Raw genomic sequence first — 17,750 nt, forward strand, 5'->3', positions numbered from 1 at the left:
CTCGGATTGACCGGCGGTGGATTGGCTCCGGCGGTCGCTCGGGGGTGCGTGATCGCGGCGACGACGGTGACCGCGCGAAACCGACCGGTGGTGGATGTGGGCACCGCGTCCTTGGACTCCGCCTGCCTGCTGCTCGACGCGGCCCCTCTGGCGCGGACGACGACGCGATCGAGGATGTGACCGTCCGGCGGACGCGGGAGGCTCCGTAGTGGCCGATCCCGACTCCGTGTGGGCGGAGGTGTGGTGCGCCACAAATACCGTCGACCCACTCATGAGCCTCGGCGCGGAATGTGATGCTCGGCACTCTCGGGGTCGGTGAACGGACTCGCCCCGCCGTGGACGACGGAACGGGCGGGTGCCCCGCCCCGGAGGCGACGGTCTGCTCGCGGACGCCCGCCCCGGACGGTCGGCGGGGTCGCTCGCCGGTGGCCGACGCGCCCCGGAACGGCCGTTCGCCCACGACCGCCGGATCCCTCCCGTATCGGGCACCCCGATTCGGCACGGCCGCGACCGGCGCGGGCAACCCCTCGGACGGTCGCCGCGACCGGTGATCGGCGAGGCTCCGGCGGGCGTTCGCCCCCGTTGTTGCCGCTGTTGGAGGCCCCGCGTAACCTCGAACACTTGTTCCGCACAGGACCCCGGGGCCTGTGACGTGTCTGGTAACGATCGTGGCTTATCTCTACGATGCACACGAAGTGGGCAAAGGGGCGCGCACGACCGAGCGTGGATAGATGGATTGGGTGAGCTGCTAGATGATTCGGGTGGACTTGGGTCGCCGGTACGCGACATGGGGCCGGGTGCAGGCATGACGCGCCCCACCCGGACGCGCCCCACCCGGACTCCACGGGCGCGCGTCAAAACGCTGCCGCAGCTGCTGGTCGGAGCGGTCGAGGCCGATCCGGGCCGGGTCGCCGTGCGTTTCGCCGACGCCGAGTCGACGCTCGCCGAACTGACCTACGCCGAACTCGACGAACGTTCCACCCGGCTGGCTCGCCTGCTGATCGCGCAGGGGATCGGTCCGGAAGATCTGGTCGCGGTGGGGGTGCCGCGGTCGCTGGAATCGGTGCTCGCGGTGTGGGCGGTGGCCAAGACCGGCGCGGGTTTCGTCCCGGTCGACCCGAACTACCCGGCCGATCGCATCGAACACATGGTCACCGACTCCGGCGCGACACTCGGGGTGACGGTCGCCTCGGTCGCCGCCGGATTGCCGGACCGGGTGCGCTGGCTGGTCATGGACGCGCCCGGACTCGCCGATGAACTCGCCCGGCAGTCCTCGGAGCAGGTCACCTACGCCGATCGGGTGCGGCCGCTGCGCGCCGAACACCCGGCCTATGTCATCTACACCTCGGGGTCGACCGGATTGCCCAAGGGCGTGGTCGTCACCCATACCGGGCTGTCGAATTTCAGCGACGAACAGCGCGATCGGCTCCGGGTGACCGGCGAATCACGCACGCTGCACTTCGCCTCGCCGTCTTTCGACGCGTCGGTGCTGGAACTGCTGCTCGCGGTCGGCGCGGGCGCGACCATGGTGGTCGTCGCGCCGACGGTGTACGGCGGCGCCGAACTCGCGGCACTGCTGCGCCGTGAACGGGTCAGCCACGCCTTCATCACCCCCGCCGCCCTCGCCTCGATCGATCCGACCGGACTCGACGACCTCCGGGTGGTCGGCGTGGGCGGCGAGGCCTGCTCGCCCGATCTGCCGCGCCGGTGGGCCCAGCCCGTCGCGGGCGGCGCGACGCGCGACTTCTTCAATATGTACGGTCCCACCGAGACCTCGATGGTGGTCAACATCAGTCCCGCGCTGCTGCCGGGCGACCCGATCTCCATCGGCGGCCCGATCCGCGGGACCACCGAATACGTGCTCGACGATCGCCTGGCGCGGGTGCCGACCGGGGTCACCGGTGAGCTGTACATCGCGGGCGCGCAGCTCGCGCGCGGCTATCACCGCCGCGCGTCGCTGACCGCCGCCCGGTTCGTCGCGAATCCGTTCGACCCGAACGGTTCCCGGCTCTACCGCACCGGCGATCTGGTGCGCTTCACCCCGGCGGGTGAGCTGGAACACCTGGGCCGCAACGATTTCCAGGTGAAGGTCCGTGGTTTCCGGATCGAGCTCGGCGAGATCGACGCGATGCTGGCCGAACACGACACGGTCGATTTCGCCGCGACCATCGGGCACACCCTCGATACCGGCGCCACGATTCTCGTCTCCTACGTCCATGCCGCCCCCGGAGCGCGGGTGGACGTCGACGCGCTGACCGCCTACGCCGAACGTAGTCTGCCCGCACATATGGTGCCGACCACCGTCATGGTGCTCGACACCATCCCGCTGACCCCCTCGGGCAAACTGGATCGGACCGCGCTGCCGGAACCTCAGTTGCGCGCCAAGGAATTCCGCGCGCCGACCGGCCGTACCGAGATCACGGTCGCCGCCGTCTTCGCCGAACTGCTCGACATCGATCGCGAGATCGGCGCCGACGACGATTTCTTCGCCCTCGGCGGCAACTCCCTGATCGCCACCCGCGCCATCGCACGGCTCGGCGCGGCCCTGGACTCGCAGATCCCCGCGCGACTGCTCTTCGAAGCGTCCTCGGTGGCCGCGCTCGCGCAGCGACTGAGCGACTACGAGGGCTCAGGGCGACGTCCCGCGCTCGAGGTGGCGGTACGGCCCGAGCGGATTCCGCTCTCGCTGGCACAGCAGCGGATGTGGTTCCTGAACCGCTTCGATCCCGAATCGGCCGCCAACAACATCCCGTTCGCGATCCGGCTGTCCGGCGCGCTGGATGTCTCCGCGCTCCAGACCGCGGTCGCCGACCTCATAGGACGGCACGAATCACTGCGCACGGTCTATCCGGCCGTCGACGGCACGGGCTACCAGTCCATCCTGCCGGTCGCCAAAGCGCTGCCGGATCTGACGCCGCAGCAGGTGTCGGAGTCGGAACTGCGCGACTGGCTGCTGAGTTCGGCGCTGACCGGATTCGACGTCGCCACCGAAGTGCCGCTGCGCATCGGTCTGGCCTCGCTGGGGTCAGGCGATTACGTCGTCGCGGTCGTGGTGCACCACATCGCCGCCGACGGCGCGTCGATCGCACCCATGGTGCGGGATCTGATGGCCGCCTACATGGCGCGCGCGGCGGGCGTCGAACCCCGCTGGATGCCGCTGCCCGTGCAGTACGCCGATTACACGCTGTGGCAGCGCCGCGTCCTCGGTGACGAACGCGATCCGGCGTCCGTGGCCGCCGCGCAGGTCGAGTACTGGCGGACCGCCCTCGCCGGTATCCCCGACCGACTCGAACTGCCGACCGACCGGCCGAGGCCCGCGGTGGCATCCGGGCGCGGCGCGACCTACGCCTTCGAGATCCCGGCCCGCGTCCACGCCGAGTTGAACGAGTTGGCCCAGGACAGCGGCGCCTCGCTGTTCATGGTGGTGCACGCGGCGCTGGCCGTGCTGCTGGCTCGCCTGGCCAATACCGACGACGTCACCATCGGCACCCCGGTGGAGGGTCGCGGTGAGCGCCTGCTCGACGACCTGATCGGCATGTTCGTCAACACGCTGGTGCTGCGCACGCGCGTCGACCGGGGTGTGTCGTTCCTCGATCTGCTGCACGCGACCAGGGATACCGATCTCAGCGGGTTCTCCCACGCCGAGTTGCCGTTCGAGCGTCTGGTCGAGGTGCTCGACCCGGTGCGCTCGCAATCGCATCATCCGCTGTTCCAGGTCGCCCTGTTCTTCCAGAACATGGACAGCGCGACGCTGGAACTGCCGGGACTTTCCGCCCAGGTCGTCGAACTCGACGGCGCGGTGGCGAAATTCGATCTCCAGCTGACCCTGGAGCCGAAGACCGAGGGCGGTGTCCCGGCCGGTCTGTCCGCGCTGTTCACCTATGCGACAGATCTTTTCGACGAAGCCTCGGTCGCGCAGTTCGCCGAGCGGCTGATCCGTGTGCTCACCGCGGTCGTCGCCGATCCCGAACGTCAGGTCGGCGCCATCGAACTGCTCGCGCCCGTCGAGCGCGACCGTATCCTGCTCGACCGCAACGACACTCGGCACCGGGTTCGCTCGGAACTGCTGCTCGACACCTATCACCGGACGGTGGCCGCGAATCCCGGCGCGGTCGCGATCGCCTACGGGGGCGTCGAACTGACCTACCGCGAATTCGACGCGCGGGTCAACAGCCTCGCGCGCCTGCTGATCTCGCAGGGCGTCGGCTCGGAATCGCTGGTCGGTCTCGCGATCCGCCGCTCGATCGATCTCGTGGTCGGCATGTACGCGATCGTCACCGCGGGCGGCGCCTACGTACCGCTCGATCCGGATCATCCGGCCGAGCGCATCGGCCACATCCTCGATACCGCGCAGCCGGTGTGCGTGCTGAGCACGGTGGCCGACGCCGCCTCGGTGCCGCAGAGCGCGCGGACGGTGCTGATCGACGATGTCGATCTGTCCGGGTTCGACGACCGCCCGGTGCGTATCGCCGAACTCTCGCGTCAGGTGCTGACGCATCATCCTGCCTACGTGATCTTCACCTCGGGCTCGACGGGCAGGCCGAAGGGCGTCGCGGTATCGCACGGCGCGATCCACAACCAGATCGCCTGGATGCTGGGCGAGTATCCGCTCGGTCCGGGGGATGTGTACCTCCAGAAGACCGCGACCACCTTCGACGTGTCGCTGTGGGGCTATTTCATGCCGCTGCGGGCGGGCGCGAAACTCGTCGTCGCCACCCCCGACGGTCACCGCGATCCCGAGTACGTCGCGGAGACCATCGCCGCCCACCAGGTCACGGTGACCGATTTCGTGCCGTCGATGCTGTCGGTGTTCGCCGCGCACGCCAGGCCCGAACTGCTGACCTCGCTGCGGCACGTCTTCGCGATCGGCGAGGCCCTGCCGCCGGAGACGGTGGCCGCCTTCGCCGCCGTGTCCGACGCCGCCCTGCACAACCTGTACGGCCCCACCGAGGCCGCGGTCTCGGTCACCTACTGGCAGGCCGACGCGACGGCGAGCACGTCGGTGCCCATCGGCCTTCCGCAGTGGAACACCCAGGTCTACGTCCTGGATTCGAGTCTGCGCGTGGTGCCCGCGGGCGTCGTCGGCGAGTTGTATCTGGCCGGTGACCAGTTGGCGCGCGGCTACGTCCGTCGCCCCGACCTGACCTCGGACCGGTTCGTCGCCAACCCCTTCGGCTTCGGCGAGCGCATGTACCGGACCGGCGACCTCGTCGTCTGGCGGCTCGCCGAGGACGGCAGGTCCGTGCTGGACTATCTGGGCCGCACCGACTTCCAGGTGAAATTCCGTGGCCAGCGCATCGAGCTGGGCGAAATCGAGACCGCGCTGCTCGCGTCGGAATCGGTCAGCCAGGCCGTCGCCGTCGTCGCGAGCGGGCCGACCGGTGATCAGCTGGTCGGTTACGTGGTCCCCGCCCCGGGACACGACCCCGACCCTGTCGGCCTGCGTGCCGAGATCGCCGCCGTCCTGCCCGCCTACATGGTGCCCGCGACGGTGCTGGTACTGGACGCCTTCCCGCTCAACACCTCCGGCAAACTGGATCGCAAGGCGCTGCCCGCCCCGCAGTTCGAGGCGAAGGCCTTCGCCGCGCCGACCACCACGATCGAGGAAGCGGTCGCGCAGGTATACGCCGAGGTGCTCGGTGTGGAACGCGTCGGGCGCGACGACGACTTCTTCGAACTCGGCGGCAACTCACTCAGTGCGACCAGGGTCGCCGCGCGGCTCGGCGACGCGCTCGACACCCGCGTCCCGGTCCGGCTGATCTTCGAGCACTCCACCGTCGCCGGGCTGGCGAACCGGGTCGAACTCACCGAGGGCGGCCGTCCCGCCCTGGTCGCGGGACCGCGCCCGGACCTGGTGCCGCTGTCGCTGGCACAGCAGCGCATGTGGTTCCTCAACCAGTTCGACACCACCGCCGCGGCCTACAACCTGCCGGTCGCGGTGCAGCTGACCGGAACACTCGACGTCGCCGCGCTGCGCGCCGCGGCCGCCGACATCGTCACCAGGCACGAGACGTTGCGGACCCGCTACCCGCAGAGCGACCGGGGGCCACGGCAGGAGATCCTGTCGCCCGCGCAGGCCGCGCCGCTGGTCGAGCCGATCGTCGTCGACGAGGACCGGCTCTACGAGCGCGTCGCCGAGATCGCGGGCGCCGGATTCGACGTCTCCACCGAGATCCCGTTGCGGATGGCGCTGTTCCAGGTCGACGGCACACCGGACGAGCACGTCCTGCTCGTCGTGGTGCACCACATCGCCGCCGACGGTTGGTCGCTCGGCGCGCTGACCCGCGACGTGATGGCCGCCTACGCCGCACGGTCGCAGGGTGTGCCGCCGAATTGGGCGCCACTGCCCGTGCAGTACGCCGACTACACGCTGTGGCAGCGCGGTCTGCTCGGCGCGATCGACGACCCGGATTCGTTGGCGGCCAAGCAGATCGAATTCTGGAAGACCACGCTCGCGGGTCTGCCGGAGGAATCGACGCTGCCGCTGGACCGGCCGCGACCGGTCGCCCAGTCCTACCAGGGCGGCGCGGTGAGTTTCCGGGTCGACGCCGAAACCCACCGCGGTCTGCGGGATTTGGCGCGTTCGGCGAACGCGACCGTGTTCATGGTCGTGCACACCGTGCTCGCCGTGGCGCTGGCGCGCATGGGGGGAACCAACGATGTCGCCATCGGCACCCCGATCGCCGGTCGCGGCGCGGCCGAACTCGACGATGTCATCGGCATGTTCGTCAACACGGTGGTACTGCGCACCGCCCTGGATCCCGGTGAACCGTTCACCGCCCTGCTGGCCAGGCAGCGCGAGGACGATCTCGCGGCCTTCGCGAACGCCGATATCCCGTTCGAGCAGCTGGTCGAGGTCCTCGCCCCGTCGCGTTCGACCGGACGGACCCCGCTGTTCCAGGTGGCGCTGTCCTTCGTGAACCTGCCCGCCGGTGATTTCCAGCTGCCCGGCCTGAGCGTGCGCGGTCTGGACGCGCCCGTCGATATCGAACGTTTCGACATGCAGTTGACCGTGGTCGAGGGTTCCGGCGGCGACAGCGGTTCCGACGGCATGGCAGGCGAACTGACCTACGCCCGCGACATCTTCGACGCCGCGACGGTGCGCGGTTTCGCCGAGCGTTTCGTGCGGCTGCTGCGTGAGATCGTGGCCAGCCCGCGGACCGCCGTGGGTGATCTGCGCCTGCTGTCGGACACCGAACTCGACCGGCTCGGCCGGATGAGCGGTCCGGCCAGCACCGAAACCGGAATGCTGCCCGACATCCTGGCCGCGGCCGCCCTCCGCAATCCGGACGGCGCGGCGATCCGGGACGGCGCGCGCACGCTCACCTACCGCGAAGTGGACGCGCGCTCTTCACGTCTGGCGCGCGAGATGATCGAACGGGGTATCGGCCCGGGCGATCTGGTCGCGATCGGCATCCCGCGATCGCTGGAATCGGTGCTGTCGTTCTGGGCGGTGGCGAAAACCGGCGCCGGTTTCGTCCCGGTCGACCCGAACTACCCGCCGGAGCGGGTCGCGCACATGCTCGCCGACTCCGGTGCGATCCTCGGTCTGACGGTCCAGGAGGTCCGCCCCGATTTCGGCGACGACATCGACTGGCTGATCCTCGACGACCAGGATTTCGAGATCGCCATCCAGCGCCGCAGCGGCGCTCCCATCGGCGATGCCAACCGGATCCGTCCGATCCGCGCGTCGAACGTGGCCTACATGGTCTACACCTCCGGATCCACCGGCGTGCCCAAGGGCGTCGCGGTGACCCACGCCGGACTCGCCGGCTACAACGCCGAACAGCGTGAGCGTTTCGCGGTCGACCAGGATTCGCGCACACTGCATTTCGCGACGCCGAGTTTCGACGGCGCGGTACTGGAACTGCTGCTCGCCACCGGCGCGGCCGCCACCATGGTCGTCGTCCCGACCGACGTCTACGGCGGTGCGGACCTGACCGATCTGCTGCGGTCCGAGCGGGTCACCCACATGTTCATCACCGCCGCCGCGCTGGCCTCGCTGGACCCGACCGGGCTCACCGACCTGCGCGCGGTCTTCACCGGTGGCGAGACCTGGTCCCCGGATCTGGTGCGCCGCTGGGCCGTTGACGGCAGGCAGTTCCACAACGCCTACGGTCCGACCGAGACCACCATCATCGTCAACTTCAGCGAACCGCTGGCCCCCGGCATTCCGGTGACGATCGGCGCGCCGATTCGCGGCGTGACCGAATGGGTGCTCGACGAGCGCCTGCGGCCGGTGCCGGTCGGCGTGTCCGGCGAGCTGTACATCGCCGGTGACCAGGTGGCCGACGGTTACCACCGGCGTCCGAGCCTGACGGCGGGGCGTTTCGTGGCCGGTCCGTGGCTGCGCCGTGGCCGGATGTATCGCACCGGCGACATCGTCCGCTGGACCCCCGGCGGCGAGATCGAATTCGTCGGACGCAACGACTTCCAGGTGAAGGTGCGCGGTTTCCGCATCGAACTGGGCGAGATCGACGCCGTGCTCGCCGATCACGACACCATCGATTTCGCGGTGACCGTCGGCCGCAAACTGGCCAGCGGGGCGACCGCGCTCGTGTCCTACGTGCACCCCGCGCCGGGACAATCGGTCGATATCGCGGCGCTGACCGCCTACGCCCAGCAGCGGATGCCCGCGCACATGGTGCCGACCTCGATCATGGTGCTCGACACGATCCCGCTGACCCCGGTCGGCAAACTGGACCGAAGGGCGCTGCCCGAACCGGTTTTCGAGACCATGACCTTCCGCGCGCCCGCGACCGAGGCGGAGCAGGCGGTGACCGAGGTCTACGCCGAGGTGCTCGGACTCGACCAGGTCGGCGTCGACGACGATTTCTTCGCCCTCGGCGGCAATTCGCTCATCGCCACCCGCGTGACGGCTCGCCTGAGCGCCGCGCTCGACGTCGCGGTGCCCGTCCGGCTGGTGTTCGAGGCGCCGACGGTGGAGGCACTGGCCGCGCGGGTCGCGACGCTGGCCGCCTCGGCACGGCCGAAGCTGGTCGCCAAGCCGCGGCCGGGCAAGGTGCCGCTGTCGCTGGCGCAGCAACGCATGTGGTTCCTGAACCAATTCGACACGGCCTCGGCGACCTACAACATCCCGGTCGCCGTCCGGCTGACCGGTGTCCTCGACCTGGACGCCCTGCGCCAGGCGGTGGCCGATGTGGTCGCCAGGCACGAGATCCTGCGGACCAGCTACCCCCAGACCGCCGATGGGCCCGTTCAGGTGATCATGCCCGCCGCGCAGTCGGTGCCCCGGGTGGATCCGGTCGTGGTGAGCGAATCCGAACTGTTCGGCCGGGTCGCGGAGGTGATCGGCGCGGGCTTCGACGTGTCCGCCGAGATCCCGTTGCGGGTGGCCCTGTTCCGGGTGAACGCGGCCCTCGACGATCACGTCGTGGTCTTCGTCGTCCATCACATCGCCGGTGACGGTTGGTCGATGGGCCCGCTGACCCGCGACGTGATGACCGCCTACGCCGCGCGGGCCGCGGGCGCCGCACCGGCGTGGGACCAACTTCCGGTGCAGTACGCCGATTTCAGCATCTGGCAGCGGGCCGTCCTCGGCGCCGAGGACGATCCGGAATCGCTGGCGGGCCAACAGATCGCCTTCTGGCGGCGGGAACTGTCCGGGCTGCCGGAGGAATCCACGGTGGCGGGCGACCGGCCGCGCCCGAACGTACCGAGTCAGCGTGGCGCTTCGGTCGAATTCGTGGTCGACGCCCCGGTGCGGGCCGCGCTCGCCCAGGTGGCGCGCGCGCAGAACGCGACACTGTTCATGGTGGTGCATTCCGCCCTCGCGGTCCTGCTCGGCAGGATCTCCGGTGCGGAGGACATCGCGATCGGCACCCCCGTCGCCGGTCGCGGCGACGCCGCCATCGACGACCTGATCGGCATGTTCGTCAACACCGTCGTGCTGCGCAGCGAGATCAGGGCGGGCGAGACCTTCACCGACCTGGTCGCCAGGCAGCGCGAGACCGATATCGCCGCACTCGCGCACGCCGACATCCCGTTCGAACGGCTCGTCGACGTCCTGGAGCCGGAGCGCTCGACCAATCGTTCGCCGCTGTTCCAGGTGATCCTGGCCTTCCAGAACCTGCCGGGCGGGTCCTTCGAACTGCCGGGATTGCGTGCGGGCACGGTCGAATTCGACGCCGCCGTCGAGAAATTCGACATGTCGCTGACGGTTTTCGAGACCGTGGACGCCGACGGCGCCGACGTGCTGTCGTGCCACCTGTCCTACGCGACGGATCTGTACGACCCGGCCACGGCGGCCGGATTCGCCGACCGCTTCCAGCGTCTGCTCGGCGCGATCGCCGACCGGCCGCGCACCCCCGTCGGCGATATCGAACTGCTGACCGACACCGAGCGCGAACAGGTGCTGCGCGAGTGGAGTTCCTCCGGCCCGGATGTGGGACTGGAGACCACGCTGGTCGACCTGTTCGACCTGGCCGCGCTGGAGAACGCCGGCCGTACCGCGGTCGTCTTCGAGCAGACCCGCCTCGACTACGCCGAGCTCGACGACCAGTCCAATCGCCTGGCCCGCAAGCTGATCGAGGCGGGCGCGGGTCCGGAGACGCTGGTCGCGGTGGCGCTGCCGCGTTCGCTCGAACTGGTCGTCGCGCTGCTGGCGACGGTCAAGGCGGGCGCGGGATACCTCCCGGTGGATCCCACCTATCCGGCCGACCGCATCGCCTACATGATCGACGACGCGCGCCCGGTCTGCGTGCTGACCCACGCCGATCGAGAGATCGCGCTGCCGCAGGGCCTGCCGATCCTGGAGATCGACCGGCTCGACCTGTCCTTCTACGACGCGTCGACCATCGCCGACGCCGAACGCCGTCATCCGCTGACCCCGGACACCATCGCCTACGTCATCTACACCTCGGGCTCGACCGGCCGCCCCAAGGGCGTGCGGGTTCCGCACCGGACCGTGGTGAAACTGTTCGCCAACACCGAACCCGACTTCGGTTTCGACCGCGACGACGTGTGGACGATGTTCCACTCCTACGCGTTCGACTTCTCGGTGTGGGAACTGTGGGGTCCGCTGCTCTACGGCGGCACCCTCGTCGTCGTCGACTACTACGTCTCGCGTTCGCCCGAGCAGTTCCTCGAACTGCTTCGCCGCGAACGGGTCACGGTGCTCAACCAGACCCCGTCGGCCTTCTACCAACTGGCCGAGGCGGACCGGGTGGCCGGACCCGACGCCGAGCCGCTGTCGTTGCGCTACATCGTCTTCGGCGGTGAGGCGCTCGAATTGCGCAGGCTGGCCGACTGGTACAGCAGGTACGAGGACAACGCGCCGCGCCTGGTGAACATGTACGGCATCACCGAGACGACCGTGCACGTCACCTACCGCGCGCTCGACGCCGCGTCGGTGGCCGTCGCGGACGGCAGCGTCATCGGCCGCGCCATCCGCGGCCTGCGCACCTACCTGCTCGACACCAGGCTGCGGCCGGTGCCGGCCGGGGTGCCCGGCGAGATCTACGTCGCCGGAACGCAACTCGCGCGCGGCTACCTCGGCAGGCCCGCGCTGTCCGCGGGCCGGTTCGTGGCCGACCCGTACGGCGAGCCGGGCGCGCAGCTGTATCGCTCGGGCGATATGGCCCGCTGGAACGCCGACGGCGACCTGGAATACCTGGGTCGCGCCGACGATCAGGTGAAGGTCCGCGGTTTCCGTATCGAACTCGGCGAGATCGAGGCCGCGGTCCTCGCCCAGGATCGGGTGCGTCAGGCCGCGGTGGTGGTGCGCGAGGACAAGCCGGGGGATCAGCGCATCGTCGCCTACCTGGTCGGCGATCCGGGCGCCGCGCTCGACACCGAGGCGGTGCGCGAGGGCGCGGGCACGCTGCTGCCCGGCTACATGGTGCCTTCGGCTTTCGTCGTGATCGACGCGATCCCGTTGACCGCCAACGGCAAACTCGACCGTCGCGCGCTGCCCGCGCCGACTTTCACCACCACCGAGACGCGCGAGCCGATCGGCGATGTGGAAGCGCGGATCTCCGAACTGTTCGCGCAGGTGCTCGGCCTGGAACAGGTCGGCGTCGACGACTCGTTCTTCTCCGTCGGCGGCGACAGCATCCTGTCGATCCAGCTGGTGTCGCGGGCCAAGGCGGCGGGCATCGTCTTCTCCCCGCGTGACGTCTTCGAGCAGCGCACCGTCGCCGGGCTGGCCAGGGTGGCCGTCAACGCCGCCGACAACGCGCCGGTCGTGCTCGACGAACTGGCGGGCGCCGGTATCGGCGACGTGCCGCTGACACCGGTGCTGTCCGCCTATCTCGCCCACGGTTCCTTCGGCCGTTTCTTCCAGAGCATGGTGCTCGGCCTGCCGGAGGAGATCGACACCGACGGTCTGCTCGCGACCATCGCCGCGGTGCTCGACCATCACGACGTGCTGCGCTCGCGGGTGCGTCATATCAACGGCGAGTGGCGATTCGAGACATTGCCGCCGGGCGCGATCGTCCCGGCCGACCTGGTCGGGCGTATCGATGTGCCCGCCGGGGTGACCGAGGACGAACTCCAGCGCATCGCCGCCTCCGCCATGGAGGAGACCGTCGACGCGCTCGATCCCGGTGAGGGCAGGATGCTGGCCTTCACCTGGCTGCATCGTCCCGACGCCAGGGATGTGCTCGCCGTGGCCGCGCACCACTACGCGATCGACGGCGTCTCGTGGCGCATCATCATTCCCGACCTGGCGACGGCCTGGTCCCAGCTCGCGGCCGGACAGCCGATCGTGTTGCCCGACAACGGCACCTCGTTCCGGCGCTGGGCGCACGGCCTGGTCGAACTCGCCGCCTCGCCGAGTCGCCGCGACGAGATCGACTTCTGGCAGGACGTGACGTCCACGCCGGATCCGCTGCTCGGCAGCCGGATGCTCGACCCGACCTTCGACACCCAGGCGACGGTGCGCCGGGTCCAGGTCCGGATCCCGGTCGATGTCGCCGACGCCGTGCTGACCAAGGTCCCCGCGCTCTACCGCGGCGGGGTCAACGACGGACTGCTCGCCGCGCTCGCGATGGCGGTGCGGGCCTGGCGGGCCCGCCGCGGCATCGACGCGCCGCGCACCCTGGTCAAACTGGAGGGCCACGGCCGCGAGGAGGAGGTGCTGCCCGGCGCGGATCTCACCAGGACCGTCGGCTGGTTCACCAGCATCTACCCGGTGTCGCTCGATCTGAGCACGGTGGATCTCAGCACCATGTTCGACGGTGGCGCCGCCACCGGCGACGCGGTCAAGGCGGTCAAGGAACAGCTGCTCCGGGTGCCGGACAAGGGCATCGGCTACGGACTGCTGCGCCACCTCAACCGGGAGAGCGCGGGGCGGCTCAGCGATCGGATCGGCCAGATCAGCTTCAACTACCTCGGCCGGGTCTCGGCCGGAGGTGTGCCGGAGGGCCTGACCGCACTCGGCTGGATGCCGACCGGCGAGGTCGGCCAGCACAGTCCCGACCAGGATCACGGGATGTCGGCGGCCGCCGTCGTCGACATCAACGCCATCGTCAACGACACCGACGCGGGCCCGCAGATGGACGTCACCTTCCTCTACGCGTCCGAGGTGATCGATGAGCCCGCGGTGCGCGAACTCGCCGACGACTGGGTCGGCGCGCTGACCGCGCTCGCCCGGCACACCGAGGATGTCTCGGCGGGCGGCCTCACCCCCTCCGACACCCCGTTGGTCGAGGTCACCCAGGCCGAACTCGACAGGTGGCGCTCCGAGCGGCCGGGTCTGGCCGACGTGGTGCCGCTGTCGCCGTTGCAGTCCGGACTGCTGTTCCTCAGCGAACTCAGCGCGTCCACCGTCGACGACTACGTCATGCAGTTCACCCTCGAACTGACCGGCCGCATCTACATCAACCGGATGAAACGCGCCGCCCAGGCCGTGCTCGACCGGCACGCCACGCTGCGCACGGCGTTCGTCAGCACCTCGGACGGCACGCCGGTCGGACTCGTGGTGGATTCGGTCGACGTGCCGTGGCAGGCCTTCGACGGGGTGCCGGACGAGGAGATGCCCGAGGTTCTCGCCGACGACCAGAAGCGCAGATTCGATCCCTCGGTCGCGCCGCTGGTGCGGTTCTCCATGCACCGCACGGTGTCGGGGCGCAGTTTCCTGACCCTGACCACCCACCACATCCTGCTCGACGGCTGGTCGATGCCGCTGCTGATGAAGGATCTGCTCGCGCTGTACGCGCTGCGCGGCGATCCGGCGTTGCTGCCGAGGGTGCGGCCCTACCGCGATTACCTGGCCTGGCTGCACAAACAGGATCAGGACGCGGCGCTGCGCGCCTGGACCGACGCGTTGGCGGGCCTGGAGCCGACACCGCTGATCCCCGCGCTGCCCGCACCGCAGGCGCCGGTGGTCGGTGTCGGGACGACCGGTTTCACGCTGCCGCCGGAGGAGACGACGGCGTTGGCCGCGCTCGCCACCGACACCGGGGTCACCATCAACACCGTCGTCCAGGCGGCGTGGGCGATGGTGATCGCGAGCAGCACCGATCGCGACGAGGCGGTCTTCGGCGCCGCCGTGTCGGGACGCCCGCCGCAGTTGGACGGGATCGACTCGATGGTCGGCCTGTTCGTCAACACCATTCCGGTGCGGGTCCGGTTCGATCCGCGCTGGACCGTGCGGGAGATGCTGAGCGCCTTGCAGGCCGAACAGGCCGCGCTGCTCGATCACCACTACATCGGTCTGGCCGACATCCAGCGCGGGATCGGCGTCGACGGCCTGTTCGACACGATGATCGCGTTCGAGTCCTACCCGGTCGACACCGAGGGACTCGAACAGGCCAGCACCATCGACGGGATGTCGGTGGTGGACCTGAAGGCCGTCAACTTCACCCACTACCCGATCACGCTGCTGATCAACCTGGACACCCAGTTGCACGTCAAGGTGCTCTTCCAGTACGAGACGGTGGACGAGGCGGTGGCGCAGTCGTTGACCGACCGGATGCGGATGCTGCTGAGCGAATTCGTGCTCGCGCCGCAGCGGAATCTGGCCGGGACCGATCTGCTGCTGAGCACCGAGCGGTTCGTCGTCGACTCGATGAACCGGACCGACGTGCACTGGTCCTCCGACGACGCCACCCTGGTGTCGCTGTTCCAGGAACAGTGCGCCCGCACACCGGACGCGCCCGCGGTCACCTTCGGCCAGCTCACGCTGACCTACGCCGAACTGCGCGAACGGGTCTCGGCGCTCGCCGGGGCGTTGACGCGCTACGGCGCGGGCCCGGAAACCCTGATCGCGGTCGCGATGCGACGGTCGATCGACCTCGTCGTCGCGATCTACGCGGTACTGGAGACCGGCGCCGGCTATGTGCCGGTCGACCCGGATCATCCGGTCGAACGCAACGACCACGTGCTCACGAGTGCGGCGCCGTCGTTCGTGCTCACCACCTCCGCCGACGCCTTCGCGACCGATACCGGGACGGCGATCCTGGATATCGGCGCGCTCGCGGCGGGCACGGGCTACCTGCCCGCGCGCCGGGCGGTGCGGCCGGACACGCTGGCCTACGTCATCTACACCTCCGGCTCCACCGGCCGTCCCAAGGGCGTGATGATCACGCACCGGCAGATGGTCAACCAGTTCCGCTGGGCGCAGTCGGCCTATCCGCACGACCGCACCGACACGGTGCTGCACAAGACGCCGATCACCTTCGACATCTCGACGTGGGAGTTGTTCTGGCCCTTGCAGACCGGTGCGCGACTGGTCATCGCGGAACCGGACGGGCACCGTGATCCGCGCTACCTGGCCGCGTTGATCGACCGCGAATCGGTGACGACGGTGCATTTCGTGCCGTCGATGCTGGACGCCTTCCTCGATCTCGCGCCGGATCTGCCGACCGCCGTGCCTCGGCGGGTATTCGCCGCGGGCGAGGCACTGGGCGCCGCGACGGTGGCCCGCTTCGACGCCGCGCTGCCCGGCGCGCTGCACAACTGGTACGGCCCGGCCGAGGCGACCGTCGTCACCGCGGCGCGCGTCAACGGCGCCGATCCGAACGCGCCGGTGTCGATCGGCGCTCCGGTGTCCAACACCAGGGTGTACGTGCTCGACCGGCAGCTACGTCAGGTGCCGCTCGGCGCACCGGGCGAGTTGTACCTGGCCGGTGTGCAATTGGCGCGCGGCTACATCGGCGCGCCCGCGCTCACCGCGGAACGTTTCGTCGCCGATCCGTACCAGCGCGGCAAGCGGCTCTATCGCACCGGCGATATCGTCCGCGTCTCGGGCGGCGGGCTGGAATATCTGGGGCGCTCCGATTTCCAGGTCAAGATCCGCGGTCAGCGCATCGAACTCGGCGAGATAGAAACGGTGCTGCGCCAACACGACTCGGTCGGACACGTGGCCGTCGCGGTGGTGCGCGATCCCGATCGTCTCGTCGCCTACGTGGTGGCCGCGCCCGATCGGGCCGTCTCCGAGCGCAGTGTGCTCGAACACGCGCGCGCCGGACTGCCGTCGTACATGGTGCCCGCCGTCGTGGTCGTGCTGCCGGCGCTGCCGCTCAACGCCAGCGGCAAACTCGACCGCAAGGCGTTGCCGGTACCCGATTTCGCGGCGCGGGCCTTCCGCGCCCCGGTGACGCCGATGCAGCGCACGGTGGCCGAGGTCTTCGGAGATGTCCTCGGCCTGGACCGGGTCGGTCTCGACGACGATTTCTTCGCCCTCGGCGGCACCAGCCTGGTGGCGAGCAAGGTCGTGCACCAGTTGCGCGGGCTCACCGGTATCGAGGTGCGGGTGCAGTGGTTCTTCCTGGCTCCGACGGTGCAGGCGCTCGGCGACCGGCTCGCCGCCGCGCAGGAGGGAACGCTGGACTACGACGCCGAATCCGATGCCGCGCTCGGACTCGTCCTGCCGATCCGCGCGAGCGGCACCCAGCCGCCGCTGTTCTGCATCCACCCGATGTACGGTCTGGCCTGGTGCTACACCGGATTCGTCCAGTACATCGACGAACAGCGCCCGATCTTCGGCATCCAGGCCGCCGCGCTCTCCGAGGACGGTCCGCCGCCGCAGTCGCTGACGGCGATGGCGGCGCGCTACACCGACGAGATCATCGCCACCCAGCCGCAGGGCCCGTACCGGCTGCTCGGCTGGTCGCTCGGCGGTGTGCTCGCCCACGAGATCGCGGTGCGGCTGCGCTCGGCCGGACACGAGGTGGCGCTGCTGGCCATGCTCGACAGCGATCACAGTTTCGACCTGACCACGTGGCGGACCACCATGGTCGAGATGCTGGCCGAACTCGGCATCGCCGGGTTGAACATCGATCAGCTCGACGAACTGTCCGAGGCGGATTTCGTCAAGTTGCACGAGCTGATCCCGACGGAGATGGTCGGCATGAACGCCGACCGGCTGCGTCGCATCTACACCAGCGCCATGCGGTCGGTCGGGCTCACCCAGACCTACCAGCCCGGCGTGTTCGACGGCACGATCGAGTACTTCCGCGCCGCGAACGACGACCGCCGCACCCACGACGTGATCGCGGCATGGCGGCCCTACGCCGCCACGGTCGTCGACCACCCGATTCCGACGGTGCACGAGCTGATGACCCAGCCCGAGGCGCTGGTGGAAATCGGCCCGGTGCTGGACAAATTGCTGCGAGCAGGTGACGGTGGACGCTGAATCGCGGGTCGGGCGTCCCGGCCGGATCCGCACGGCCGGATCTGGGCGGGCGTATATGATCCGCTCGGCCCTCCGTCATCCCGATACGAAGTGAAGGTGTGAAATTGATACGTCGACAGACCCGGCGCCGTGGCTCCCGTGCCGTGGCGAT

At 69.7% G+C, this 17,750-nt stretch carries 1 protein-coding gene; it reads left to right on the plus strand.

Going from position 1 to position 17,750, the window contains the following annotated elements; genetic code table 11:
• Nucleotides 1-787: 787 nt before the first annotated feature.
• Nucleotides 788-17,599: an amino acid adenylation domain-containing protein gene (locus DAT37_RS15220; protein ID WP_456320120.1), complete on the plus strand. Its 16,812-nt coding sequence runs from the start codon at nt 788-790 to the stop codon at nt 17,597-17,599.
• The last annotated feature ends 151 nt before the right edge of the window (nt 17,600-17,750 follow it).

This window comes from Nocardia aurea (genome assembly GCF_003123685.1).
Classification (GTDB): domain Bacteria; phylum Actinomycetota; class Actinomycetes; order Mycobacteriales; family Mycobacteriaceae; genus Nocardia; species Nocardia aurea.

Coding starts and splice junctions, on each gene's coding strand:
- DAT37_RS15220 (WP_456320120.1), top strand. CDS start 788: ATGGGGCCGGGTGCAGGCATGACGCGCCCCACCCGGACGCGCCCCACC.